General features: G+C 36.6%; 23 protein-coding genes and 1 pseudogene. 18 read left to right on the top strand and 6 right to left on the bottom strand.

Features of this window, described 5'->3' with window-relative positions; genetic code table 11:
- Positions 1-11 precede the first annotated feature (11 nt).
- From NAG76_05775 to NAG76_05735, 9 genes are all read left to right on the top strand, one after another.
- Complete coding sequence (locus tag NAG76_05775; GenBank protein ID URN95753.1) at positions 12-734, top strand: SDR family NAD(P)-dependent oxidoreductase; 723 nt, start codon at positions 12-14, stop codon at positions 732-734.
- A gap of 43 nt (positions 735-777) precedes the next feature.
- Positions 778-1,413 (top strand): ThuA domain-containing protein, encoded by a 636-nt coding sequence (locus tag NAG76_05770; GenBank protein URN95752.1) that lies wholly within the window; start codon positions 778-780, stop codon positions 1,411-1,413.
- Positions 1,414-1,422: 9 nt separating this feature from the next.
- On the top strand, positions 1,423-2,640 hold the full coding sequence (locus NAG76_05765; GenBank protein ID URN95751.1) for an MFS transporter: 1,218 nt from the start codon (positions 1,423-1,425) through the stop codon (positions 2,638-2,640).
- 166 nt (positions 2,641-2,806) lie between these two features.
- The gene (locus NAG76_05760) at positions 2,807-3,364 is read left to right on the top strand and encodes a TetR/AcrR family transcriptional regulator (GenBank protein ID URN95750.1); all 558 of its coding nucleotides are present in this window, start codon (positions 2,807-2,809) and stop codon (positions 3,362-3,364) included.
- The gene (locus NAG76_05755) at positions 3,364-3,678 is read left to right on the top strand and encodes an SMR family transporter (GenBank protein URN95749.1); all 315 of its coding nucleotides are present in this window, start codon (positions 3,364-3,366) and stop codon (positions 3,676-3,678) included. The genes NAG76_05760 and NAG76_05755 overlap by 1 nt, the downstream gene beginning before the upstream one ends.
- A 91-nt stretch (positions 3,679-3,769) precedes the next feature.
- The gene (locus NAG76_05750; GenBank protein URN95748.1) at positions 3,770-4,120 is read left to right on the top strand and encodes a multidrug efflux SMR transporter; all 351 of its coding nucleotides are present in this window, start codon (positions 3,770-3,772) and stop codon (positions 4,118-4,120) included.
- Between the two features lie 284 nt (positions 4,121-4,404).
- The gene (locus tag NAG76_05745; GenBank protein ID URN95747.1) at positions 4,405-4,674 is read left to right on the top strand and encodes a CD3324 family protein; all 270 of its coding nucleotides are present in this window, start codon (positions 4,405-4,407) and stop codon (positions 4,672-4,674) included.
- Positions 4,675-4,852: 178 nt separating this feature from the next.
- Complete coding sequence (cysC, locus tag NAG76_05740) at positions 4,853-5,395, top strand: adenylyl-sulfate kinase (protein URN95746.1); 543 nt, start codon at positions 4,853-4,855, stop codon at positions 5,393-5,395.
- A gap of 202 nt (positions 5,396-5,597) precedes the next feature.
- The gene (locus tag NAG76_05735; GenBank protein URN95745.1) at positions 5,598-6,320 is read left to right on the top strand and encodes a Stf0 family sulfotransferase; all 723 of its coding nucleotides are present in this window, start codon (positions 5,598-5,600) and stop codon (positions 6,318-6,320) included.
- 647 nt (positions 6,321-6,967) lie between these two features.
- Here NAG76_05735 and NAG76_05730 read toward each other — a convergent pair.
- Positions 6,968-8,377, bottom strand: a complete 1,410-nt coding sequence (locus NAG76_05730; GenBank protein ID URN95744.1) for a LysM peptidoglycan-binding domain-containing protein — start codon at positions 8,375-8,377, stop codon at positions 6,968-6,970.
- Between the two features lie 110 nt (positions 8,378-8,487).
- Complete coding sequence (locus NAG76_05725) at positions 8,488-9,384, bottom strand: MerR family transcriptional regulator (protein ID URN95743.1); 897 nt, start codon at positions 9,382-9,384, stop codon at positions 8,488-8,490.
- Between the two features lie 256 nt (positions 9,385-9,640).
- On the opposite strand from NAG76_05725, the pseudogene NAG76_05720 reads away from it, so the two are divergent.
- The 4 genes and pseudogenes from NAG76_05720 to NAG76_05705 all read left to right on the top strand — a co-directional run bounded on the left by NAG76_05720 (position 9,641) and on the right by NAG76_05705 (position 12,740).
- A pseudogene (locus NAG76_05720) lies at positions 9,641-9,904 on the top strand (PAS domain-containing protein).
- Positions 9,905-10,087: 183 nt separating this feature from the next.
- A complete protein-coding gene (locus NAG76_05715; protein URN96773.1) occupies positions 10,088-10,480 on the top strand; it encodes a methyl-accepting chemotaxis protein in 393 nt (130 codons plus the stop codon).
- Positions 10,481-10,515: 35 nt separating this feature from the next.
- The gene (locus tag NAG76_05710) at positions 10,516-11,508 is read left to right on the top strand and encodes an EAL domain-containing protein (protein URN95742.1); all 993 of its coding nucleotides are present in this window, start codon (positions 10,516-10,518) and stop codon (positions 11,506-11,508) included.
- Positions 11,509-11,729: 221 nt separating this feature from the next.
- Positions 11,730-12,740, top strand: coding sequence for an RluA family pseudouridine synthase (locus tag NAG76_05705; GenBank protein ID URN95741.1), 1,011 nt, complete (start codon positions 11,730-11,732; stop codon positions 12,738-12,740).
- Between the two features lie 98 nt (positions 12,741-12,838).
- Here the strand turns inward: NAG76_05705 and NAG76_05700 are convergent, their stop codons facing one another.
- On the bottom strand, positions 12,839-13,732 hold the full coding sequence (locus NAG76_05700) for a LysR family transcriptional regulator (protein URN95740.1): 894 nt from the start codon (positions 13,730-13,732) through the stop codon (positions 12,839-12,841).
- A 133-nt stretch (positions 13,733-13,865) separates the two neighbouring features.
- Between NAG76_05700 and NAG76_05695 the strand changes: the two genes are divergently transcribed.
- The gene (locus NAG76_05695) at positions 13,866-15,056 is read left to right on the top strand and encodes a coenzyme F420-0:L-glutamate ligase (GenBank protein ID URN95739.1); all 1,191 of its coding nucleotides are present in this window, start codon (positions 13,866-13,868) and stop codon (positions 15,054-15,056) included.
- Positions 15,057-15,342: 286 nt separating this feature from the next.
- Complete coding sequence (locus tag NAG76_05690) at positions 15,343-17,367, top strand: Na+/H+ antiporter (protein ID URN95738.1); 2,025 nt, start codon at positions 15,343-15,345, stop codon at positions 17,365-17,367.
- Between the two features lie 139 nt (positions 17,368-17,506).
- Here NAG76_05690 and NAG76_05685 read toward each other — a convergent pair whose 3' ends face one another.
- Positions 17,507-19,339: a dihydroorotate dehydrogenase gene (locus NAG76_05685; protein URN95737.1), complete on the bottom strand. Its 1,833-nt coding sequence runs from the start codon at positions 19,337-19,339 to the stop codon at positions 17,507-17,509.
- Positions 19,340-20,539: 1,200 nt separating this feature from the next.
- Here NAG76_05685 and NAG76_05680 point away from each other — a divergent pair.
- The 3 genes from NAG76_05680 (at position 20,540) to NAG76_05670 (ending at position 24,134) form a co-directional block, all read left to right on the top strand.
- Positions 20,540-21,049, top strand: coding sequence for a GyrI-like domain-containing protein (locus tag NAG76_05680; protein URN95736.1), 510 nt, complete (start codon positions 20,540-20,542; stop codon positions 21,047-21,049).
- A 65-nt stretch (positions 21,050-21,114) separates the two neighbouring features.
- On the top strand, positions 21,115-22,215 hold the full coding sequence (locus NAG76_05675; protein ID URN95735.1) for a phosphotransferase: 1,101 nt from the start codon (positions 21,115-21,117) through the stop codon (positions 22,213-22,215).
- Positions 22,216-22,631: 416 nt separating this feature from the next.
- Entirely contained in the window at positions 22,632-24,134 is a 1,503-nt protein-coding gene (locus tag NAG76_05670; protein URN95734.1) for a malate:quinone oxidoreductase, read from the top strand.
- A 93-nt stretch (positions 24,135-24,227) separates the two neighbouring features.
- Here NAG76_05670 and NAG76_05665 read toward each other — a convergent pair whose 3' ends face one another.
- Together NAG76_05665 and NAG76_05660 are read right to left on the bottom strand one after the other, a co-directional pair.
- On the bottom strand, positions 24,228-25,073 hold the full coding sequence (locus tag NAG76_05665) for a carbohydrate ABC transporter permease (protein URN95733.1): 846 nt from the start codon (positions 25,071-25,073) through the stop codon (positions 24,228-24,230).
- Between the two features lie 14 nt (positions 25,074-25,087).
- Complete coding sequence (locus tag NAG76_05660; GenBank protein ID URN95732.1) at positions 25,088-25,981, bottom strand: sugar ABC transporter permease; 894 nt, start codon at positions 25,979-25,981, stop codon at positions 25,088-25,090.
- Positions 25,982-26,127 lie beyond the last annotated feature (146 nt).

The raw sequence follows: 26,127 nt of genomic DNA, 5'->3' as shown, positions 1-26,127 counted from the left end.
TGGAGAAGAATATGACTAAGACAGTTTTTGTAACAGGAGCAGATAGAGGATTAGGTTTCTCATTCACCAAATTTTTCCTTGAAAAGCAATACAAAGTTTTCGCGGGACAATTTATCGCGGATTGGGATTTTCTAAGTGAACTGAAGGAGCAATATCCAGACACGCTTGAAATTGTACCGTTAGATATTGGTGATGATCAAAGTGTAAAGAAGGCTGCACGCCAAATTGCTTCCAAAACTGAACATCTAGACATGGTAATCAATAATGCTGCTATTGGAACAAGAGATGATCATTCCAATATATTAGTAGATTTAGATTATGAAAATATGAAAACTATCTTCAATGTTAATACTCTTGGGTCTCTTCGAGTAACGAATAGTATTATGGGGCTATTGTTACAAAGTGAAGATAAACTTGTTATAAATATATCCTCGGAGGCAGGAAGTGTCGCTCGTAACCATCGCATTTCTGGCTATGGCTACTGTATGTCAAAGTCAGCGCTTAATATGCAATCCTCGATTGTGCATGAGCATCTCAAAAAACTAGGCGGTCAAGTGATGGTATTCTATCCGGGATGGCTACAAACCTATATGAGTGGTCAATTAAGTACTATTGCGCCAACAACTCCGGATGAATCAGCGCTAAAAATTATTGGTTTAATTGAAAATCATAAGCAATATATGGGTGATGAACCTATCTTCCTCGATATGGATGGTCAAGTTTGGCCTTGGTAATTCAATAGAAATAATACTATAGAGATAATGGAGTGATATTGAGATGAGCAAATTTAAAGCACTTGCACTAGGTAACTATACAGATGTGAAATATCATCCATTTGAAAAAGTAGATCGTGAGATTGAAGGTAGTCTTGAAGAAGTCGCAGAAGTAACGAGCACAGGCGATTACAGTGTGCTTAACAAGGAAACATTAGAAGGTTATGATCTATTTATTTCGTATACTGAATTTTCTCAACAACCTGAACCACAAGAGCGTGTAGCAGCATTGCTAGATTACGTAGCAAATGGTGGTGGTCTACTTGTTATTCATAACGGAATTTCACTTCAGCGAAATAAGGAATTAATGACAATGATGGGTGCGAAATTTACAGGACATCCGGAATTTACAACATTACCTGTCCAAAATACATTGCCTGATCACCCAATTATGAAAGGTATTGAGCCTTTCGAGATAGACGATGAGCCATACCGCTTTGACATGATTCCGCATTTTGACACGACAATTCTGGCTCAATATGAGCATGACAACCAGCTGTGGCCTGCGGCTTGGGCTCATGAGTATGGTATGGGTAGAGTTGTATACTTAATGAACGGTCACCAGCTTTCCTGCTTCTCTGTTAAGCCATTCCGTCAATTGATTAAGCAAGCTGGCTTATGGGCAGCTAAGGTATGGTAGGGAATTAACTTGTCAGCAATAGAAGCTACGAAAAAGCAGGCAAAAACATTATTCCCAATTCTTGGCCTAGTAAGTATGGCTCATTTACTTAATGATTCCATGCAAGCTGTTATACCAGCATCGTACCCAGTACTCCAAGAGGCACTGGGTTTGTCTTTCACGCAACTAGGATTTATTACATTTGTTCTATACTTTTCTTCTTCTGTTATTCAACCATTCGTAGGTGCGATTGCAGATGCAAGACCGACACCAATGATATTACCAGCAGGAATGCTTATGGCTGCACTTGGTATGTTCGGTCTTGGTATCGCTCCCGGATATTGGTCGGTGTTAGGTGCTGTTCTTCTCGTGGGCATAGCATCAGCAATGTTTCATCCTGAAGGAGCGAGAATTGCCTATATGGCTGCGGGCCCGAAGCGTGGGCTTGCACAATCTATCTTTCAGGTTGGAGGAAATATGGGTGGTGCGCTTGCACCAATTATGACCGCATATATTTTCTTTCCATTTGGACAACAGGGAGCCTATTGGTTCATCGTTCTAGCGGGTATAGGTTTTGTTATTCAAGCTTTTGTTGCCAGATGGTATAGTAGTCAGTTGAAATTATTGCCTCCATTGGAACGCAAAAAAGCAAAGAAAAAGACTGCAGATAGTAATGATAAAGTAGTAAGAAAATCTATCTTTTATGTTATCGTACTAGTGTTTGCACGTTCATGGTTTAGTGCAAGTATTGGGACTTACTTTGTCTTCTTCCTAATGGATAAGTTTGGTCTTTCGATTCCGAACGCTCAAATGTATATCTTTACGTATATGGCAGCAGGTATTATCGGAACATTTCTTGGCGGTCCGTTATCGGATAAAGTCGGTCGCAGAAATGTAATTCTACTTTCCTTATTAGGAGCTGTACCATTTGCAATAGCATTACCTTTCTCAGGTCTTGTTGCTGCATATCCACTATTGTTCTTGCTCGGTCTAATTAACCATAGTAGCTTCTCTGTTACCGTGGTGTACGTTCAAGAGATGGTGCCTGGTAAAGTTGGGATGGTATCAGGTTTAATTACTGGTCTGGCATTTGGTATGGGCGCACTTGGTTCAATGGTGTTAGGTATTATTATTGACTTAACGAGTATTCAAGCTGTTATTATTGCTTGTTCTTTCATGCCATTACTAGGATTAATAGGTTTCTTACTTCCCCCTGACAAACGTAAAGATACTATATCAGCAGCATAAGTTATGGAATTACGATATGTATTATATAGGGAACATATATAAGGTTGGATAGGAGTATATTCTTTCGAGAATATACTCCTATTTGCTGTAATGTAGACATTAGTTCCTTTTTATATTAATATAAAACCATCCAGACGGTATAGTAAATGAATGGGGGTTAACCTAGATGATGGATAGTACTGTTTCACAACCTAACCATAAAAAACTGCTCATTCTAGAAGCAGCATCCAAAGTTGTACTCGCAGAAGGAGTCAATCGCTTAACGTTAGAAGCGGTCGCGTTAGAGGCTGGGATCAGCAAAGGTGGATTGTTATATCACTATGGAACGAAAGATGAGCTTATAAAAGCAATGAACATACGTGTGATGGAACAATTTAGAGAGAGTATTAATCGCGAACTTGCTACGGGTGCATCTTATCCTAAAGCTTACTTGCTCGCTTCATTAAGCAGTTTGCAGGACACAGAGTATCTTAATATAAGTACGAGTTTGTTAGCTGCAATCTCTAATAACCACGCGATACTTGATCTATGGAAAGAAGACTACTCTCAGGTTAAAGAAAACTTTAATCATTCTCAAATCCGTAGGGAGCTTTGTTTACTTATTCAAGCTACATGTGACGGTCTATGGTTCTCACGGTTATTCAGCATGACCCATATTGATGCAGATGAAGAGCAGAAAATTATTATGGAACTATTGCACCAATTGGAAGGGGAATCGACATAATGGCTTATTTGCTTCTATTAACTTCGATTATTACTGAGGTATTTGCTTCTACGATGTTGAAGCTCTCTAACGGATTTACAAAGAAACTACCGATAGTAGGTGTTATTGTTGGTTATGGATTATGTTTTTATCTACTATCATTAACATTACTTGAACTACCGTTAGGTTTTAGTTATGCGGTATGGAGTGGACTCGGAACCATACTTACTGCTGTTATGGGTGTCATCTTGTTTGGTGAAAAGATCAACCGCCAAGGATTACTCGGTATAACGCTGCTGCTTATCGGCATTATTTTGCTTAATATTTCGAAATAAGGGGTAGTTCAAAAAGCGGACTTTGATAACGATGTAATGCATTGTAGTTGAGTTGACACTTTTTGATCCCTATAGGAAGAGGGCTATTGATATGAATAGAAAAGGCGCTATGTATTTGACATGTGCTATATTATTTGAAGTTTGCGGTTCGACCATGTTGAAATATTCAGAAGGGTTTACTATACTTTGGCCATCTATAGGTGTTGTTATCGGTTTTCTAACATCCTTTACTTGTCTTGGCTTGGCACTTAAAAGCATGTCCCTTTCTACCGCTTATGCAATCTGGTCCGGAGTTGGTACTGCGCTTACCGCATGCATTGGCATTCTACTATTTGAAGAGCAGATTAATGCACTGAAAATAACAGCGCTATTGTTCATTATTGTGGGCGTTGCAATACTTAATAAATCTAATTCGGAGCAAGTTAAAACTGTTGAATCATAAGAAAACATAAATAATAACTAATTGAATATAATGGAAATGTATTATATATTATTACATGTATTGGTTGAATTGTAATGCATTAACCCAAGGAGGTTACCATTATGTACATGAATTTTAATATGAAAGAGAACACGCTCTATGCAAAGTCTACACTATAAACAACGGCGGGTTGTTTTTATAGAGCGAAAGATATTAGTACCGCCTAAATGCCTTTAATGGCGTGGTATGTTTATAATGTGACTTTGCTACCTTAAAATTCTTACTATTTAAGGGGTAGAGTAATTATGGAATATATTAATGCAGACGCTATTTTGCCAGAAGAATTATTAAAAGAAGTACAAAAATATATTAATGGTGGCATGATTTATATCCCTATGCCTAAAGGGTCAAGAAAAGGATGGGGTGTAAATTCAGGACATAGAACATATTTAACACAAAGAAATGATCAAATTCGTGAACGTTTCTTACAAGGCACTAATATTGATCAACTCTCTGATCACTATTTTCTTTCCTGCGAAAGCATTAAGAAAATAGTGTATAAGAAATTGGTATAGATTGTTTTATAGAAGACACATTGGATTAATTTCCGATGTGTCTTTTTATGTATAAAACTATTAGAGTTATTTCTTACATATTTATCTAGTGTTCCTTTAGCTATAATGGCATTAACGGTAATAAATTTTACTCCAACAAGAGGAGGAGTGCGTTATCCAAAGACAGATGATTGAAAGTATGAATACACATAAAGGCGGGGTCATTTGGTTTACGGGGTTGCCTGGATCGGGTAAAACTACATTGGCTAATAACGTTCAACATGTATTACTTCAATCCAATATACGATGCGTCATTATAGATGGTGATGACATAAGACATAAACTTAACCGTGATCTTGGATTTTCAGAAGAAGATCGAATGGAAAATCTTCGTCGTGCTGCTGAAGTAACGCGTATGTTCATAGAAGCAGGGATATTCGTGTTGGCACCATTCATTACGCCGAGAGAATCTTATAGAACAATGATTAGACAACACTTTCAGCCTGAAGATTATACGGAACTGTATGTAAAATGTTCATTAGATACTTGTATAGGCCGTGATCCAAAGGGGATGTACGCCCTCGCTCTAGCAGACCAACTTCCTAATTTTACAGGAATATCTGCTCCATACGATTCACCAGTTGCTCCAGACCTCAAGTTAGATACAGAGCAGTTAGCATTACAACAATGTGTGGATCGATTAACAGCGTACATACGGTCTAAAGTAAAAGTTAAAAGCTAATAAAGCTTATTGGAGGATACTATGCTAGATATAGATTATAGTCATTATTTTAGGAAGGATGATCAAGTAAGATTGCGTGTAATAGGGATAGAAGACTTTATTCTATTTGGATTAACTAAAAAAGAATTTATAGAGAAGCAAAACAAGATAGAAAGTAAAATATATGAAATATGACGTAAATAAATAATAGAGGAGAGGTTCTATGAAACCTACATTAAGCTATACAATATGGTTTTCACAACGTACAGGAAGCACTTTACTTAATCATGCGCTTGCATCCACTGGAGTAGCGGGTAATCCTGCAGAATGGATTACATCCCGAGATCCAAATACGATAATGAAAGAGGATATTGAGTCTATCTGGAGTTACGGTTCAACTTCCAATGGAGTATTCGGAATAAAAACAGCTCTTTCACCTAACTGGATTACAGGATTAAGAAAGTTATATGAATTACCAGTTACAACAACACAGGCTGAAGTATGGCGTACAGCTTTTCCAAACAGCAACAAGCATATATGGATGACACGTAGAAACAAAATAAGATTAGCTGTTTCTTGGTGGCGTGCAATAGTATCTGGCGAGTGGCATAGACAATATGGTGAAAAGCCACAAGAACATGATATTGAAGATAAATATAACTTTGATGCGATTAATCATTTACTGACAGAAGCTACTTTTCGTGAAGCGGGTATGGAACAATTTTTCAGTGAAGAAGGAATTGTACCGCTAACGATTGTTTACGAGGACTTTATTCAAGATTACGAGGGAACGGTCAGAAGCGTATTAGAATATCTTGATATTCCAACAGACAACGTTGCCGTAGCACCACCTTCTTTAGATAAATTAGCGGATGATGTTGCTGAAGAGTGGGTACAAAAATTCCGCAGAGAACGTCAGCAAGGCTGGGGAAATATCGGTTGGTAACCAAAAGCTACTGTTAAATTTTTATATTGATTTTTGACCGAAGAAAAACTGCACATAGGGCTGATAATGATTCAACTAACGTGTCCCGTTAGTTGAATCATTATCAGCTTGTGCTTCACAGCATAAATTTCTTAAGAGCAACAGCAACTGTGCATGATTTGAATTAATACTCCTCCATCGGTTGCTATTACGTTCACATGGTCGCCGAATTGCTCGATAACATCCCTCCATGAACTGTTGATTAACCGCTCTAGGCGGTCGCGCTGTGGCAACAATAATATGAATTCCTGAATCATACTGTCTCATAATTTCTAGGTGATATGGATTTTTCACTGCCCAGTAATGTTCCGTTCAAGTCTAACACAATTGCCTGTATGTCTGACATCTGCATCTCTCCTTATGTAATTTTTCCAATAATAACCTATTTCTTTGAGAGAGATGCAAGGCTTACTGTTGTGATAATATTTCAGCCAGTTCAATGGAAAAGAGGAGCTCTATTTTGAGCCCCTCACTATCGTTCCCTGTTAGCGTAATCGTCTATATATATTTTTTTTCATAATGATAACGTACCCGCCGTAGACTGCATTTCCACGTTAAACACTAAGAAAGAGCGATTAGAAATACTTACATCGTAATGGTTTATAATGCTATAATTTCTTAATTGTAAAGTTATCATTCAGTAGTACCCAATTTTGTGGATACGGGAAGCCAAGTGCCCAATAACTGACGCCACGAAGATTATATTGTTTGACCATATCAAACTTAGCTTGCGCACTACGTGCATCTTCAAACCACACTTCATGACTTACCCCTTGTTCATTCACATAGCGAAAATATGGCGATTGTGCTGTCACATTATACAGGATGGGCGCACCGTATTGATAAGCTCTTCGAATTGCTTCCTGAGGGCTGAATGTCTCTGCTTCTTGACCTTGAATATGAGGAACAACCCAATCTCTAGCATAGATTTGGAATCCTAAAAATATTTTCTCAGCAGGGATTACAGTTAGCGCATATTCAACCACTTGTCGCATTTTATTAATCGGAGATATTGCTTGTGGAGGTCCTTTGCGGTAACCCCATTCATACGTCATAAGAATTACGAAATCAGCAATTCTCCCATGTTCCTCGTAATCATGCGCTTCATAAAGAAGCCCACCTTGTTGTTCGCTCGTTTTCGGAGCAAGGGCAGTTGACACTAAATATCCTTTAGGATGAAGCCGTTCTACACATAATTGCAGAAATTCATTGTAGTTCTCACGATCTTCAGGCAATACATTCTCAAAATCAACATTAAGCACAGTGTAACCTTTCTCTTCCATGACTTGGATGACATTATTAATTAACGTTTCTCGTAGCTCCGGATTAGACAACACTACATGAGATAGATTAGAACCAGCTTCTGTTGATGTGAAATTCGTAATCGACAACATCGGAGAGATATTGTGGGCTATTGCTGCTTCAACCATCTGTTGGTCGTCAAACGGCTCTAATGATCCGTCTTCTTTAATCATGTAGGCAAATGGACTGAAGTAAGTAAGCAGATGACTAATATTATCAAGTGTTTCAACTGCAGCTTCGTTGGATTGATACGTGTAGGCATTGACTTCAATCTCAGGTTTTTTTCTAGGGATAATTAAGTGCATTCCGATTGTAATGTTGTTGGAATCGTCAATATGATTTTCATTCATAATGGTTTGAATAGACACACCATATCGGTTAGAGATCGCCATTAATGTCTCGCCAGGTTGTACAACATGTAGGATTGGTGGAATGATGAGCGACATACCTAGTTCAAGTAAATTCGGATTCGTGATTTGATTCGTTTGTACGATAGCGTCCACCGTAACTCCATATTTCGCGGCAATAGACCATAAACTTTCTCCTGCTCTCACCCTGTGAGAGGTATAAAGCGAAGGTATAACTAATGATTGTCCAATCAGCAATTGATTGGGATTCGGTAGTTGATTCAGCTCATTAATAGCATTCACAGTCGTATGATAGTTTTGAGCAAGCTTCCAAAGTGTATCACCAGCACTTACTACATGTATAAGCAACAGAATTCCTCCTAAAACAATTTATATTCATTGGTATAGGTTATGCACCGCTGAATAAAATGTGTGTTTGCCTAGGAGAATATCCAAATGATATATAAATATAGATGCAACTAAATGTTAAGCTTCTTAAGTAAAGATTGATACCATAGTTCCCACTGTTCTTGATTTACTGATTGAACATAAGTTGCAATGAATGACGTACAGTTCTTAAATCCTTGTCCACCCAGTGTAAATTGTAGATTAGGACATTCTGCAAGACATTCTACGATCCATTTTTCCAATATACCAATATATTCAGGAGAATTAATAGAAACAGCTACAACGGAAATATTCTTCTCTTTGATGATAGAACCTAATTGGTTTAATGGTGTATTGGGACCTAAGTATATTACTTCCATTCCCTTTTTTCTCATAAATAAACTAAATAACATCAAGCCAATATAATGATTTTCTCCTTCAGGACATAACGCTAATGCTTTAGGGAGATGGTGGTGAACAGGGAGAATCCTGAAAAACTGAATAATCCGTTGCATGATTAACTGTGAAGAGAAATGTTCTTGAGCCACAGTTATATTATGATTTTCCCACTCTGTTCCTAATTGAATGAGTATTGGTACAAATAGATGATGAAAAACATCTTCATAATAATATATTGAAAATGCTAAGTCGATTGTTTCATGCGCACCAGTTGTATTAAAGTCGATTAATTCCTCGTATAGCCTATTAATAAGAACATAGTAATTATGATTGATATCAGCTGTTACAGTATCTTCGACTGGACTAGAAGAAACGCCTTGCTTCAATAAATAAACAGCCTCGCTAATTTTTAACCCATTTTCATTTATTTGATTTTTAACCCATCTAAGGATATTAATATCTGCTTCGCTATATATCCGATGTCCTCCATTACTCCTTTTTGGAGTAATGATTTGGTATCTATTTTCCCAAGCTCTAATCGTTACAGTGGGAATGTCTAGTATTTCAGAAACTTTTTTAATGCTATACATGTCTTGTCCACCTCACATATTATTATACATAAACTATACAAAATTGAAAGTGAAGTAGCTAGATATAGGTTAAACCTATACAAAATAAAAGAAAATGTTGATAAAGTTATACAAAACATGTATATTTTTAATATAAAGTTATACAAAAACTATACATATGATAGGAAGAAGGCGAATCATAATGAGTTATATTACAGCTAGTACTCAAGTACTGGATGAGAATGCTGTGTTGTCAGCTATAGAAAAATCATTAGCAATGATAGAGTTTGACATCCAAGGTAAGGTTCTTTGGGCTAATGAAAACTTTGCCAAAGTTATGGAATATAAAGCAATGGAGATGCCAGGTCTTCTACATAAGCAGTTTTGTGCGCCCGAGTTTGTCAATAGTTTTGAATATACGAAGTTATGGAATGAACTGAAAAATGGTAAACCCTTTCAAGAAAAAATAATGCGTATCACAAAAAATAAACAAATTCGTTGGTTTGAAGCGACATATACGCCTATTATTGATAATGAAGGTAAAGTCATAGCGGTTCTTAAAATTGCCACTGATATTACGGAAAGAGAGAATACGACGGCTAAAGTTACTATCGAATTACAGGATATGGCTCAAAAGTTACTAAAACGTGCAGAGGAAGGAATAGCTAGTAGTAATCAGGTTGCATCCTCTATTAATAAGGTAGTTGAAGAGTCCAATGGGAATATGCAAGTTTTGCAATCATTAGAACAAAAAGCTCAATTGGTACGTCAAACAACGAAAGCTATCCGAGATATCTCTTCACAGACTAATTTGTTAGCATTGAATGCAGCCATAGAAGCTGCTCACGCTGGAGAGTATGGATTAGGATTTAATGTAGTTGCAACGGAAGTTCGCAAACTAGCGAAACAAACAGAAGAAGCAACGAAAGAGGTAAATGCTAATCTAGAGGGAATTGCAATCCAAGTATCCGAAATTGCAACAGGAACGAAACGTGCTCAAATAGTTATTTCCGATAGTCAACTTCGTACACAAATGGCAGTAGATGAATTTACGGGGATTGGTGAAGCAGCAAGAGCACTAGATGATCAAGCTAAGGTACTTAGTGAATTAATATAACAAGCTCTATAAATAAAGTGATTGGAGGGTTGACTTTGGAATGTAAAAGTTGTTTAGTGCAAGAGTTGACTTTCGAATTTAGAATAATCGGTAAAAATAACTTAAAAGTTGTACCAGAAATAATAAAATATTTAGAGAGAGGACATTCGTTAATCAAAGTTAAGTCAAATGAGTCAATTGTATTAGCAATAAAAGAAAACGGAGTTCGAGATTTTCTAGACTTTTGTAAAGATCATCTGGACGCTAATCATATTACTTTTCGTATCGATAGAAAAGAATGGATAGAATTATCGCAAATCAATCGTATCCTGGATGTTCATTGGATCGATGAAGTCATACTTAACGAAACAGTACTGTGTCATTTTCAACCTATCGTAAATGTAAAAGAAGAAATCTATGCCTATGAAAGTCTTGCAAGGTTTCAAAGAACTGATGGGTCATTAATATTTCCACAAGAAATTTTCTCTGCTGCAAGAAGTCGTGGCAGATTGTATGCTCTGGACAAATTATGTAGAATGACAGCAGTAAAACATGGAGCAACAATAAATAAAAAGATCTTTATTAACTTTATTCCTACGTCAATCTATTCACCAGAATTTTGTTTGCAGTCAACGGTTCAATTAGCAGAGCAATTAGGTATTGATCCCTCCATATTTGTTTTTGAAGTGGTAGAAACAGAAAAAGTAGAAGATATTGAGCATTTGAAGAGAATATTGGCTTTCTATAAAAATCGAGGTTTTTCATATGCATTAGATGATGTGGGAGAGGGATATAGTACGATTGAGATGTTATCTGAGCTTCAACCTCAATATATGAAGTTAGATATGAGATATGTCCAAGGTGTCTCTCAAGATGTTACTAAACAACGAATTGCTAACATCTTTCTAGAAAAAGCTATGAATATCCAATCGATACCACTAGCCGAAGGAGTAGAGTGTAGAGAGGATTTTGAATGGTTGAAAGAGAGGGGATATCAGCTTTTTCAAGGGTACTATTTCGGTAGACCAGAGCCAATTTCAAGGGAATAGATTATATATAAGTGGATTTACATAGATAATGAGAAAATTACCAATAGTTTATTGGTAATTTTCTTTGTCTGGAAATTACATAACATAACAGCTGAAATAAAAAGTAGATAAATTTATTATAATCGTTATGGAATACTATAAATATGTATCCTATAACGGTTATAATGAACAATATAATCGATGCCAAAATTTCGATACAACCGAGGAGAAATTAATAATATATGAAAAATAATAAGCCCTCTTTCCGCCAAAAGTCTGATAAGAAATCTGCTCCAAAACCTTCACGCCGTCAGGATGGACCAGTGAAGAGTACGAAGAAACCAACTGTTCGCCATGTAAGTACTTTAAGAAATACTGCTCCACTTAAACAATTTACGGTAACTGAAGATACAGAGTTACTTGTGTTTTTGATTGATAAAATAGCTGGTCAAGGTAGAAATTCTATAAAGTCTGTACTAGCGCGTGGACAAGTATCTGTAGATGATCGTGTAGAGAAACTCTATAACTATCCACTTAAAGCTGGACAAGTGGTTGCTGTTAGTAAAGAGAGAATTACAGCTGCTCCACAACTTATCGGCTTACGCATCGTGCATGAGGACGATGATTTAATCGTTGTTAATAAAGATACTGGTTTGCTGTCTGTAGCCTCTGAACAAGAAGGTGAACTTACTGCATATCGTCAACTAACTGCTTATGTTCGTGCAACTAACCCAGATAGTCGTATATTTGTCCTTCATCGTCTAGATCGGGATACTTCAGGGATAATGATGTTTGCTAAGAGTGAGAAAGTTCAACAGAAAATGCAAACAGCTTGGACAGATGTCGTGAAAGAACGAACTTATGTCGCTTTAGTTGAAGGTTTTGTTAAGAAACAACAAGGAACAATATCTTCGTATCTTAAGGAAACATCAACATTAAAGATGTATTCTAGCCAACATGCAGGTGATGGCTTGCACGCGGTAACTCACTATAAAGTTATGAATGCAAATCGTGATTACTCCTTGCTAGAAGTGAATCTTGAGACTGGACGGAAAAATCAAATCCGTGTGCATATGCAGGATCTAGGACATCCTATTGCTGGTGATAAGAAGTATGGAGCTAAGTTAAAATCAATTGGCCGACTTGGACTTCATGCACGTGTGCTTGCGTTCGAGCATCCAACCACTGGGAAAATTATGCGTTTTGAGACACCTATTCCGAAACAGTTTTTAAGTCAGTTTAAAGAAAAATAATACTTCTGTACGATGATATAGATGAATAAAAACGGTTAGGTGAAAAAACACCTAACCGTTTTTTATATGCATTATTTGTTCAATTAATATCGTTAAATTTACAACTTGGTAGCGGGATCAATGATCTTAATAAATGTTTTCGTTGCGCGTGACAATGGGAACATTTTTGAATAACAGATACCGATATTTCGTCGTGGAATTTCTTCTATGAGTTGAATTTCATGTAAAATGCCATTTCTCAAATAATGTTCGGAAAACTCTTTTGTCACACAAGCTATACCGAGATTAATTTTCGCAAACTCTAACAATAATTCATGGGAACCTAATTCAAAATCTGGGGAAAGCAAATGTCCTTGGTCTTTTAAGTATTGCTCTACATATTTACGGGAATTAGAATTTTTTTCGAGAAAAATTAATGGCATGCTTATGAGCTGATCTAAACTAATCGGCTCTGTTGTTAAATATTTATATTTTTCACCACATACGAAAATATCACGTACTTCTTTGCAAGGGATGAAACGGAATTTGGTATCTTGAATAGGTAAGTTGCAAATGCCTACATCTGCTTTGCCTTCTTTCATGAAATCACATATTTCAATCGTTGTCCCGTTTATAATATTAAGTTTGATTCCAGGATATTTTGTATAGAACTCTTCTAAATAGGGCAACAAAAAGTAACGAGAGATTGTGTCACCTACACCTATATTTAATACCCCTGTTAATAAATTTTTGGATTCAAGTATCTTCTCCTCTGCCATACTTAACAGACTCATTGCAGAATTCACATGTTCGTATAAGAGTATACCTTCCGTTGTTAACGTTACACCTTTCGTTGTCCGATAAAATAATATAATGTCTAACTCTTTCTCGAGTTTTAGAATAGCTTGGCTAACTGCCGATTGTGTTAAATATAATTGCTCTGCGGCTTTCGAGATGCTTTTTTGAAAAGCGACTTCTTTAAATACGCGATATAAATCTAATTTACCAATCACATTAGTACTCCTTATGGCGGATATTATAGATATTAATTTTACTTATATCATGATATAAGGGTATAGTAAACTTGTACAGATGAATAAAGATAACTAGCAAATATATAATTATTCCGTTAAAGGAGAACTTACATTGCAAAGAGTAGTTGGAACAGTAGTTCGAGGTCTTCGTGGACCGATCATTAATAATGGTGACAATATTGAGCAAATCGTAGTGGATACTGTATTGAATGCTTCTAAAGTAGAAGGTTTTTCTATTGAAGATCGTGATATTGTAACCGTAACTGAATCAATTGTAGCTCGTGCACAAGGTAACTATGCAACGATAGACGCAATTGCCGCTGATGTGAGTGCTAAATTCGGGACGGATACAGTGGGGGTTATATTCCCTATTCTTAGCCGTAATCGTTTTGCAAACTGTTTAAGAGGAATTGCAAAAGGCGTAAAAAAAGTTGTACTTATGTTAAGTTACCCTTCTGATGAGGTTGGTAATCATCTTGTCGATCTAGATGAACTTGATGAAAAAGGCGTTAATCCATGGACTGATGTATTAACTGAAGCTGAATTCCGTCAACATTTTGGATACAAAAAACATACATTCACTGGCGTGGATTATATAGACTACTATAAATCATTGATTGAAGCTGAAGGTGCATCTTGTGAAGTGATCTTCTCCAACAACCCAAAAACTATTCTAAATTATACGAAAAGCGTATTAACTTGTGATATCCATACAAGATTCCGTACGAAACGTATTTTGGAAGCGAATGGAGCAGAGAAAGTATACGGTCTTGATAACATACTGTCTCAATCTATTAACGGAAGTGGATACAACGAAGCCTACGGTCTACTCGGCTCAAACAAAGCAACAGAAGATAGTGTGAAGCTATTCCCTAACAACTGTCAGCCGATTGTCGATGGAATTCAAGCCAAAATCTTGGAGCAAACAGGTAAATTAGTTGAAGTTATGGTTTACGGAGACGGTGCTTTCAAAGATCCTGTAGGTAAAATATGGGAGCTTGCTGATCCAGTTGTTTCTCCAGCTTACACGAAGGGTCTGGACGGTACTCCAAATGAAATAAAACTTAAATATTTAGCAGATAATAATTTCTCTCACCTGCGTGGAGAAGAGCTGCAAAAAGCAATTTCAGAATATATTATAAACAAGAATGAGAACCTTGTAGGTGCTATGGAAGCTCAAGGTACAACACCACGTAAATTAACGGATCTTATCGGTTCATTATCTGATCTAACTTCAGGTAGTGGAGATAAAGGAACTCCGATGGTTTACATTCAAGGGTACTTCGATAACTATACAAAATAGATTAATTTGCATGCTACACTCAAGCGAATATGCAGATTTTAACACTAAAAGACCTTCTAATTGTCGTTAGAAAACGATAACTAGAAGGTCTTTTTTTGCGCATTGAAGCTTTATAGCCATTAAGTAGGTTAAAAGCATTTATAAAAATCTATACAAGTTATTCCGTACAGTATAAACTTAACTTACCGCAATTGATGTGTGAACAATGGTCTTCTCATCATACATATAATATACAAAGTACAGAATACTAACCTATATTTACACTAGAGAATAAGGGGTTAACCGTATGGATTTGTTGGTAATGGTATTATTACTGCTGGTTTGCTTATTAGTCTCAAATATAATTAGTCATTATATCCCCTCTATACCTACTGCATTAATTCAAATTGCATTAGGCATTATCCTCACTTTTATTTTTAAAGATATTTCATTTGAACTAGAATCGGAATGGTTCTTATTATTATTTATTGCGCCATTGTTATTTAATGACGGTAGACACTTTCCACGTGAAGCGTTGTGGAAGATGAAAGTACCCATCCTAGGCAATGCTATTGTCCTTGTTCTTATTACGACGATCGGTGGGGGATACTTTATCCATTGGATGATTCCTGATATTCCGATTGCCGCAGCATTTGCATTAGCTGCGATTCTTTCACCGACTGACCCTGTAGCCGTTAACGGGATAGCGAAGCGTATTCATATTCCCGAAAAAGTATTGAATTTGGTAAGAGGAGAATCTCTTATTAATGATGCTTCTGGCTTAGTAGCCTTTAATTATGCAGTAGTTGCAGTCGTAACAGGATATTTCTCGATTAAAGAAGCATTTTTTGATTTTACATATGTATTTATTGCAGGTGCAATAATCGGTTTGGTATTAATAATATTAATTACATGGATCACTTTTGTTTTGCGTAAAAAAGGCATTACCGATGTAACTTTCCATTCATTACTCCAAGTATTGACGCCGTTTATTATCTATATTGTAACTGAAGAGTTACTGCATGCATCGGGAGTTATTGCCGTTGTCGTAGCAGGGGTAACGCACTCTTTAACTTCAGCGCGAACAGAGAAATTGGTGGCAGAAGAGAAAGTACTGACAGAAAATATTTGGTCGATTGTGTTATTTGTATTGAATGGTGTTGTGTTCCTGCTACTAGGACTTAATATTCCTTCCTCTATGTTAGCCACTGTAGCTAATCCCAACATAAATAACTGGTTGGCCATTGAATATGTGCTTGCAATTGGTGTAGTTATTCTTTCTATTCGTTTTGTATGGACATTTGTGTTCTCCTTTTATCAATTTCATTTGCTTAAGACAACAGATGCAGACCGACCGAGTTTCCGAACAAGCTTACTAATTAGTTTGACAGGTGTTCGTGGTGCAGTAACTATGGCAGGGGTTCTATCGATTCCATTTATCATTAATAGCGGGGAACTGTTTCCCGAGCGTTCGTTGATACTATTTATAGCAGCGGGTGTTATTTTATTCACATTAATCGTAGCCACTGTTTTTCTACCGTTATTAAGTAAAGATAGTTCGTCAAAAGCAGGAGTTAACAATAAAAATAATATCGCTAAAGCAAAACAGAAAATTTTACTAGCAGCTATTAAGAAGATGAGACATGAGATGAATGAAGAGAATGAACCTGTTGTATATGAGCTTATGAGTGAATATAGAATGATGTTCGAGGGTATGCATCTAGATCATTTAGAAGATAAAGAACACTATCGTAAAAAAATTATGGAAATAAGATTACTAGGGCTGAAAGCTGAGAGAAAATACATCCATGATCTAATGGAAGACAATCAAATCGATCAAGAAGTGTTTGATACGTTTGAACAATCGCTAGAGCATCGTGAAGAGATGCTTTCTACTAATGTTAGTAGTGGCGCGAAATATATTATTGGACGAGCAATTAGAGGCTGGTATCAGTTTAATGGCAAGCACCGTAAAGAAACAGGACTTAATTCAGATAAATTACGGCTAGGAAAGCATATTCAATTAAAAGCGATTCAAGCAGCTATTGCAACAATTAAGGACTATTCTGTTACAAGTGAAACGCCAGATATTGCCCAAGCAGTCATATTAGATTACAAAAGAATATTAAGTCGTTCCAAAGAAAAAGCAGTGACTAATTATGAGATAAGAGAAGAACAAAAAGAAGCGCTTCGTCTAATGGTAATGGACATCGAACGCCAAGAAATTCATAGTATGCTCGCAGCTGGTGAGATTAGCAGTGAAGAAGCAAAAGAGTTAAGACGTTTTGTAAACTATATTGAGAGTGTTACGTTGTATGAATATATGGAGTAAAGGAGTAGTCATACCTTTCGAAGCAAATCTAAGAAATCAATTCGAGAAATATGCATTTTCTTATTGAAAATAAATGAGTAAATCGATAATACTTCTACACAGAAATAAAAAACAGAGCTGATCTTCAAGTAATCGAAGATCAGCTCTGTTTTGTGCTAGGTAGTTTTAGATAACGATAGGATAATACTAATCCTACCAAATATAAAATAACTAAAAAATAAACCGGTAGTAAATGGATAAAGGTAGTATATCCAATATAGATATGCGTTCCAATTCCGGTTATAAAAGCAGGTAATGCACCAATAGCAAGGGTATTCCAAATCCAACGTTCCCCTTGTCTGAAGCCCCATAAAGAAAGCATTAAAACAAGCAGACCTACACTTACTAAGGCTCCGCCAAATCCTGCTCTGTCATGTGCAATAACAGGAATCAACTTATTATTAATACTTTCTATCATTTCAGGTGACATACAAAGAAAGCTTAAGTCAGTTGCGATAAACACTTTAGATACACCTATAATAGAAATTACAATGCCTCCTACTACTATAGAAAACCCGAGTAGGACGAACATCAACTGTCCATAGTTTCCAAGTTGCCAAGCTCTATCATTACTTCCATGATTGGAATAGGGTGTACCTATTACTGCTTTTCCTTCCTTATAGCTAAAATAATATATCGGTAATAAAATTAGCCAAAATAAACCGTGTAACCAATCAAAATAACCATAGCCAATAAACAGGAAAATACCAAGAAACCCTATAATAGCAGCACTATGAAAAGCAATCTTTGCCCAATGCATACCGTATTTCAGCCCGTGGCGTGCAAGTTGAATATACAATATGCCACCAGAGATCATCGTTCCAGCTAGAGCCATTCTGTCATGAGACATAAACGACAAGATGAGTGGATTGATCTGTAATATATCGGCTCTTCTTAGCCCAATAAATGACTCATCATAGGGAAGGATGATACTCGTGAATGCGAAATATAAGGCGATTAATCCTCCAATAAAAATGGATATTCCAAATAATAATGACCAGTGCCACGGTACAGTTTTCGTTGGTTGGACTTCTTCATATAATAATCGTTCGTGAGTTCTCTTTGGTAATCCCGGTCCAGTCATCACATATCCTTCAGTTAGCATCATAAGATCTGCGCCGGCATGAACTAGAGCATAAGCATCATCTGGATTATCCACGCCACCTGACGTGATGACGACAAGCTCTGGATGTAAGTTTTTCACTTGCCGTACTAAGCGGGTTAAGCATTCATTCGCTTTTTCTTCCTCATGCCAGTAATTATCTATCGTTTGACGAGGCGCATTGATAACAATCCCAGCTACACTTGTTTGTTCTAGAAACTGCTTGAATGCTTCTGAATTGATTTCATTAGCTGAAAATGACGCATAAAGAGTAGGTATTGTGTTTGTTTCATAGAAAAAGCTGATTTGCTCACATGTTGCAACAAAAGCATCCACATACGGTGTTAATTGCTGTGCAATGATCGTCAATTCTTGTCTGTCCACCTGTTCGTCGATCTTTGCAAATATGGGTACTCGACTATTGAGATTTGTAAATTGCTTGAGTGCAAGTTTAAGTGGAAGTTTTTCTTGATGATGAGCAAATTGTAATTGCTTATTATGCAAAATTGGAGGGAATTGTTTTTTAGGTTCGTTTAAGACGATGGGGCCAACTTCAATAAATCCGAACCCTAACTCTTGGAATGCCTTTATACCCGATAGGTTTGGATCAATGAGGCTACTTAATCCTATAGGAGAAGGGAATGTTGTATTAGAAATTTCTTTCTTAAATTGCGATGGAGGGTTCATATGTCCTAAGAAGTTAATAAGTGCTCGCCCACCAGGAATCGATGCGATTGTACTCATCGATTTATGAATAAACTCTCTACTTGATGAAGGAATTAAGTTGTTTAGAAAAAGTTTTTTTAATGGATGATATGACCAGTCTGGCATAAGCAACACCTCTAAAACTTATTTTATGTACCTACTTGTAAGTGAATGTATAATTTCAGTGTAGCATAGACAACTACAGTATATCATTTGTATTAGCTTAAGAATGAACTGATCTTTGGTTAAAAATCCGATAACTTGATTTAATTGCAACAATAAGGTATAATTATAATTTACTGTTAGATATATGTACGTTTTATGGGAAGTCGTTGCTTACATAAAACTGAAGATTAATATGAAAATTAACTACTTAAATATGTGAATATGCGGCTGTGAGAATCACATACCATAGTAACTGAAGCAACTATTATTACATTAATATAATGTATCGATAATAATTGTTGTAAAATTTCGAATGAAATTTGAATATAAAACTAATATGATGGTGTGTTATATTACGATATAATCTTACTGAAATTATAGATTTTTATGTTAATGATGTTTACTGAACAGTTACAACAATCAGTAAATGAGGGAAACCGGATGTATCTAACAGATCAAGGCAAGGAACAATTGTTGAATCTTTTTTGGGTGAATGATACGCTCTCACTTGAGGGATGAATGAACAATTAGCCGTGTACAGATTTGTAAGTGGAGCCGCTATAGAGTGGTGACTGTTTCGAGAGGTAGGGCGAAACCGAAGGACGATTTGCCTTAATATTGTAAGCCATAACCAATGAATTGGTTATGGCTTTTTTATGTATAAAACGACAAAAAATTACATAATGTGGTATCATTTAACTAGTAACAATTATGTGTAACACACTGAGTTTGTTGTTATGGTTAAGATAAGATGCAAAATATACTAGGAGAGTGACATAGGCTATAGAACCATACAAGCTGCTATCTGTATTACTATCACGTATAGAAGAGAATATTTCTGGGACGAGCGAGACAGAATATCTGAATGATCTTCCGGTCTCCACGGTTCATTTGCGTCGGCTTTTCAAGTTTGTTTTCGGTGTGCCACTACAAAGCTATATCCGCTCTCGAAAGCTGGCCGTTAGCTTAGAGAATTTGATACAAAGTGAGAAGAGGGTCCTGGACATTGCCATCGAATGCGGTTATGAACATGAGCAAACTTATATACGTGCATTTAAACGCGAATATGGAATAACACCCGGCGAATGCAGGGAATCTGGCAAAAACATTCACTTAACGCCTCCTCTGTATCTATTTCCCAAAAATGATGTTTGTGGAAATATGATATATGGTCCGGATCTGGTGATGATTCCATCCTTTCATGTAATCGGGAAAAGATATCAAATTGAGATCGCTCAATCACTGACCAAAGCTCCCGAAGCTGCCAAACAGTTTTGGTGGAACAAGCGGCATCTTGTGCCTAATCAGGTGGAATCCAATATCTATTACGGTCTAACGAGGACACCTGATCCATCGTTTAGTTGGACGTACTATTTGCCGTCTATGCGTGTAAAGAATCTACACGATATTCCTGATGGCTTTACAAGCGACACTGTCCCTGCTTCCATGTGCGTGGGATTTCGCTATATTGGAAATCATCATTATGAAGAGATTAGCGGACTACGTGCAGAGGAGCTGTATACTGCCATCGATAGGCTTGCCAAGGAGCACAACGGGAAATATGAACTTCTAGATAGAGAATTCTACTTCGAAAAAATTGACACGGATGCATATGATGGGCAATATTGTCAAATGGAATGGTTTGCACCTATTAGATTGAAAAATACTTAAAATGATCAAAAAAGTCCATTGAGCATGCCGCGATTAAGGTATGCTTTTTTTGTATTCATAAGTAGATGTTTGTACGAAAAGGAGAGATAGTTATAAATTATAACGAAGTTGTTTCAATCGGAGATACCTATTTACTTACATTGGTATTAAATTTATTCGAATTAGAGGGCTATGAAATTGGGCTGATTCCGGCACATGATGGAGGGCGAAATGTCGTATACATCTGTGAGAAAGAGGGTGAGGATGCTAAAATACTCAGAATCTCTTACTTATCTGACAGGAGCCGAGAAGATATCCTAGGCGAAGTTGAGTATATCAGGTATTTATTTGAGCATGGTGGAAATGTCTCAGATGTAGTCATTTCCAGGCAAGGAAATATGCTGGAAGAGATAACTTATAATAATTACACCATTTTTGTTTGCCTATTTAAAAAGGCCAGAGGAAAAATGTTTGTAGAAAATAATTATCGATACCGTGAAGGCGTTCCGATTTCCGAATATTATTATAATTGCGGTAAAGTCCTGGGGAAACTGCACCAAATATCGAAAGGATATACGCCTGTCCATCGCCGGTATAGTTTTTTTGATAAATTTAATACTGAATATCTCAATAGATTGATTCCCGACTCCTTATTCCTGCTAAAGGAAAAGCTGATAGAGATTCTCGATACTTTAAATGGATTAGACAACAATCAGGACAATTTTGGTATGATTCATTTTGATTATAATGATGGAAATTATTCGATAGATTTTGATACTGGGCAAATTACTGTATATGATTTTGATAATTCATGTTTCGGTTGGTATATGTATGACCTGGCAGATCTTTGGATAAGCGGAATGGGCTGGATACAATTTGAACCAGACGTTAATAAACGTAAAAAGTTTATGGATGATTATTTTGAGACAGTCCTCGAGGGATATAGATCCGAGACCATGATCGAAGATTCAATGTTGGATAAGTTGCATTTGTTTATTAAAGTAACCCTCATGGAAGGTATTGTAGATACATTCGAGGTAATGTGGAACAACGGTGAAGAGCCCCAGTGTGACGAGGAGTTATCGTATTGCATAAAATGTCTAGAAGACGATATCCCTTATCGGGGTTTTTTCGATGAAATTTATTCGTGTGAAAAACCGTTTGAATATGAGAAACGAAATATATAATTTTATAAAAGATAGGAGACTAGTCATATTGGCTAGTTTCTTATCTTTTTTTCTTTAGACAACCAGCTTCGGATATCATTCGATGTAATGATTTCTCCATAGTTTAATTGGTTGGAAGGAAGCGGGGTCTCCTTGTTTTAACTTTTTCAAGAATGCTGGTTGTCGTATCAAACGAAATTAGGTTGAAGGTAACTTGGACAATGATGTAAGATCAAGTAAAATAGAATTAATGAAATGTTTAAACAATATATAATTATTATTGTAGTGATAGATATTTTTAATCCTTAAATAATTTTGAAAAGATTATAATGAATACATATAAAGTATGTGACTAGGTCGGAAATCGGCTTGTTGTAACTGCTATGAAGGAACGCCTACGTCTTTTTTGAAAATTATAGGGGATAAGGAAGGTTAAAATGAGCGACAGACAGCAAAAAACAGACGTTATCTTAATTGGTGCCGGTGTCATGAGTGCTACTTTAGGATCATTACTGAAACAATTAGCGCCAGAATGGGAAATTAAAGTATTTGAAAAGCTCTCAGACGCAGGAGAGGAAAGCTCTAACGAATGGAATAATGCGGGAACAGGGCATGCTGCACTGTGCGAGCTTAACTATACCTCCGAAAAATCGGATGGGTCAATAGATATTAGCAAAGCTATCCAGATTAATGAACAGTTTCAGCTTTCAAGACAGTTTTGGTCTTATCTAGTTAATAACAATCTGATCCGTAATCCTCAGGACTTTATTATGCCAATACCTCATATGAGTATGGTACAAGGCGAAAAAAATGTATCGTTTTTGAAAAAACGTTATGAAGCGTTATCAGACAATGCATTGTTCCAAGGTATGGAATTTTCCGACGACCCAGATAAATTGATGGAATGGATTCCACTTATTATGGAAGGCCGTACATCTAAAGAACCGATAGCAGCAACTAAAATTGACTCTGGCACAGATGTCAACTTCGGAGCTTTAACACGCATGATGTTTGACCACTTGAAGAGTAAAAATGTTCAAATAAATTACAACCATAGTGTAAGTGACCTTAATCGTACAAGTGACGGATCATGGGAATTGAAAGTGAAAAATCTTAATAGTAATAAAGTAGAACGTCATACTGCAAAATTCGTCTTTATCGGCGGAGGTGGTGGAAGTCTACCGTTATTACAAAAAACAGGTATTCCAGAATCGAAACATATTGGTGGATTCCCGGTTAGTGGACTATTCATGGTATGTAACAATCCTGATGTCATAGCGCAGCATCATGCTAAAGTATACGGTAAAGCTAAAGTTGGCGCTCCGCCAATGTCCGTTCCGCATCTTGATACTAGATTCATCGATAATAAAAAATCATTGCTGTTTGGACCATTTGCTGGCTTCTCACCGAAATTCTTAAAAACAGGTTCAATGTTTGATTTAATTGGTTCTGTTAAACCGAATAATGTGTTGACGATGTTAGCGGCAGGTGTGAAAGAAATGTCGTTAACAAAATATTTGATCCAACAAGTGTTGTTATCGAATGAAAAGCGTATGGAGGATTTACGCGAGTTTATCCCTAATGCGAAAAGCGAGGATTGGGGCATCGTAGTAGCAGGTCAGCGCGTGCAAGTAATCAAAGATACTGTGGCCGGTGGAAAAGGAACACTGCAGTTTGGTACCGAAGTGGTTAGTGCTGCCGATGGCTCAGTAGCTGCATTGCTTGGTGCTTCTCCAGGTGCTTCTACTGCTGTTCACGTCATGCTAGATCTATTTAATAAATGTTTCCCGCAGCATATGAAAGAGTGGGAACCGAAAATAAAAGAAATGATTCCTTCTTATGGAAAGTCATTAGCGCAAAACCGAGAGCTTTTCAACGAAATTCATGCTTCAACAGCAGAAGTGCTTAATCTAAATGTAAAATCGCCAAAACGTAACTAATGATTTGATATAAAAACAAAGGCATGAATCAAGGACTAACCTTGGTTCATGCCTTTGTTTTGTAATAAGAATAGGCAGTATATACATCCCAGCCTATTTAACAGCACCTGCCGTAACGCCTTCTGCAATTTGCTTCTGAAAGATAATGTATAAAATAAGCACAGGGACAATGGATAAAAACAATCCAGCAAATAGTGGACCCCATTCCGTTCGATATTGCATTTCTGTCTGCATTACTGCCATACCAACAGGCAGCGTGTAGAGATCAGGCTTATTCGTAAATACTGTACCCATAATATACTCGTTCCAAATCGTTAACCCGTTCATAATGGCTACTGAAATTAATCCTGACTTAGCAAGTGGAAGCATGACTGAGAAGAATGTTCTGGAGTAACCTGCGCCGTCAATATAAGCAGCTTCTTCTAATTCCCTTGGTAGCATTTTGAAAAAGCTTACTAGGACGAATATTCCAAACGGTAAAGAACTTGCTGAATAGACAATGATTAGTCCGAATAAGTTATTAATTAATCCAAGATCATTTAATAAGAAGAAGAGTGGAATTAATCCTAGTATCATCGGAATCATCATTGCCGATAAATATAGTGAATATAGTGCTTTCCCAACTTTAAATGTGAATCGTGCTAAAATATATGAAGATGTAGCTGATAGAAATAATGAGACGAAAATACTGCCTGCCGTAACAATGATAGAGTTTGTGAAAAATCCTCCAAAGCCATATTTGGTCCATACGTAGCTGAAATTAGACCATAATAATGGAAAATCAGGAAGAGCCCACGGTTTGTCTAACATAAATTGCTGATTGTTTTTTAATGCTCCTAGTAATGTCCAGACTAGTGGATAAACAACGGCCACAGTCCATATAATTAAGATAAGATAGGTCAATATCCGAGCAATCGGATGCTGCTTATTGAGTACCATGAAGCGTTCACCCCTTAGGCTAATTCAGTTGTATTTTTACTTAATAATTTTTGAAGTGCCATAGTTGTGATAAGAGATAATACTAGAATAAGAACGCCAATGGCAGCTGCATATCCCATATGATATTGTCGGAAGCCCATTTGATACAGGTAAGAGCCCATAACTTGTGTAGAATTATCTGGACCACCTTCAGTCATAATCCATACAATGATAAATGAACCGTTTAATGTGGTCATCACAATATGTAAAATACTAACCTTCATTTGCTCCCAGATGAGAGGTAGTGTTAAACTCCAAAATTGTTGGCTTTGCGTGGCGCCATCCAAGTCTGCAGCCTCGTAAAGTTCAGTCGGTATACTTAAAATCGCAGCAATTAACAAAATCATATAAAAACCTATACCAGCCCATATCGATGGCCATAATAATGACCACATAGCTAGATTCTCAGACCCAAGCCAAGAGATTTGTACCGGATTTTCAGTGAACAATGACAAAAAACTGTTAATAAACCCTAAGTTAGGGTTGTAAACAAATCGGAATAATACGCCAATAACGACAACAGAAATAACATTTGGAATAAAAAATATAACTCGAAAAATATTTCTACCTACAACTTTTAATCGAGTTACGCTGACTGCAAAGATGGTAGCTAGTAGCATAATTCCAAGTACTTTACCTACAACTAAAAAATAGTCATTTTTAATTGCAGTCCAAATAATGGGGTCAGAGAATAGATCGAGGAAATTTTGTATACCGATAAAATCCATTTCCTTCGTTCTACCAGACCAATCAAAGAATGAGATCTGGATGCCCTTAACAATCGGATAAAGTGTAAATAAACAGAAAAATATAAAAGTAGGTAATAAAAATATAGTAATAAAGCCTGTTCGCTTAAGGCGTGGAGACATGTTGTTCCTCCTCTTTGTCATGCCATTCATCTGGATTCAATATTGAATATGAAGCGCACTTGGGAAGGTAAGTATTTGTGTATGAAATATGTACACAAGTACCGAACTTCTTCCACAAGTAGCGCTTCATATGTTTGGTTAATTTA

This window comes from Candidatus Pristimantibacillus lignocellulolyticus, assembly GCA_023639215.1.
Lineage (GTDB): Bacteria > Bacillota > Bacilli > Paenibacillales > Paenibacillaceae > Pristimantibacillus > Pristimantibacillus lignocellulolyticus.
This window is presented reverse-complemented; position numbering and strand designations above follow the sequence as displayed.

What these genes read in the sequence shown, in the direction of transcription:
- NAG76_05775 (URN95753.1), top strand. Translation starts at nt 12, where the DNA reads ATGACTAAGACAGTTTTTGTAACAGGAGCAGATAGAGGATTAGGTTTC.
- NAG76_05770 (URN95752.1), top strand. Translation starts at nt 778, where the DNA reads ATGAGCAAATTTAAAGCACTTGCACTAGGTAACTATACAGATGTGAAA.
- NAG76_05760 (URN95750.1), top strand. Translation starts at nt 2,807, where the DNA reads ATGATGGATAGTACTGTTTCACAACCTAACCATAAAAAACTGCTCATT.
- NAG76_05755 (URN95749.1), top strand. Translation starts at nt 3,364, where the DNA reads ATGGCTTATTTGCTTCTATTAACTTCGATTATTACTGAGGTATTTGCT.
- NAG76_05750 (URN95748.1), top strand. Translation starts at nt 3,770, where the DNA reads ATGAATAGAAAAGGCGCTATGTATTTGACATGTGCTATATTATTTGAA.
- NAG76_05745 (URN95747.1), top strand. Translation starts at nt 4,405, where the DNA reads ATGGAATATATTAATGCAGACGCTATTTTGCCAGAAGAATTATTAAAA.
- cysC (URN95746.1), top strand. Translation starts at nt 4,853, where the DNA reads ATGAATACACATAAAGGCGGGGTCATTTGGTTTACGGGGTTGCCTGGA.
- NAG76_05735 (URN95745.1), top strand. Translation starts at nt 5,598, where the DNA reads ATGAAACCTACATTAAGCTATACAATATGGTTTTCACAACGTACAGGA.
- NAG76_05725 (URN95743.1), bottom strand. Translation starts at nt 9,384, where the DNA reads ATGTATAGCATTAAAAAAGTTTCTGAAATACTAGACATTCCCACTGTA.
- NAG76_05715 (URN96773.1), top strand. Translation starts at nt 10,088, where the DNA reads ATGCAAGTTTTGCAATCATTAGAACAAAAAGCTCAATTGGTACGTCAA.
- NAG76_05705 (URN95741.1), top strand. Translation starts at nt 11,730, where the DNA reads ATGAAAAATAATAAGCCCTCTTTCCGCCAAAAGTCTGATAAGAAATCT.
- NAG76_05690 (URN95738.1), top strand. Translation starts at nt 15,343, where the DNA reads ATGGATTTGTTGGTAATGGTATTATTACTGCTGGTTTGCTTATTAGTC.
- NAG76_05685 (URN95737.1), bottom strand. Translation starts at nt 19,339, where the DNA reads ATGCCAGACTGGTCATATCATCCATTAAAAAAACTTTTTCTAAACAAC.
- NAG76_05680 (URN95736.1), top strand. Translation starts at nt 20,540, where the DNA reads ATGATATATGGTCCGGATCTGGTGATGATTCCATCCTTTCATGTAATC.
- NAG76_05675 (URN95735.1), top strand. Translation starts at nt 21,115, where the DNA reads ATGTTTGTACGAAAAGGAGAGATAGTTATAAATTATAACGAAGTTGTT.
- NAG76_05670 (URN95734.1), top strand. Translation starts at nt 22,632, where the DNA reads ATGAGCGACAGACAGCAAAAAACAGACGTTATCTTAATTGGTGCCGGT.
- NAG76_05665 (URN95733.1), bottom strand. Translation starts at nt 25,073, where the DNA reads ATGGTACTCAATAAGCAGCATCCGATTGCTCGGATATTGACCTATCTT.
- NAG76_05660 (URN95732.1), bottom strand. Translation starts at nt 25,981, where the DNA reads ATGTCTCCACGCCTTAAGCGAACAGGCTTTATTACTATATTTTTATTA.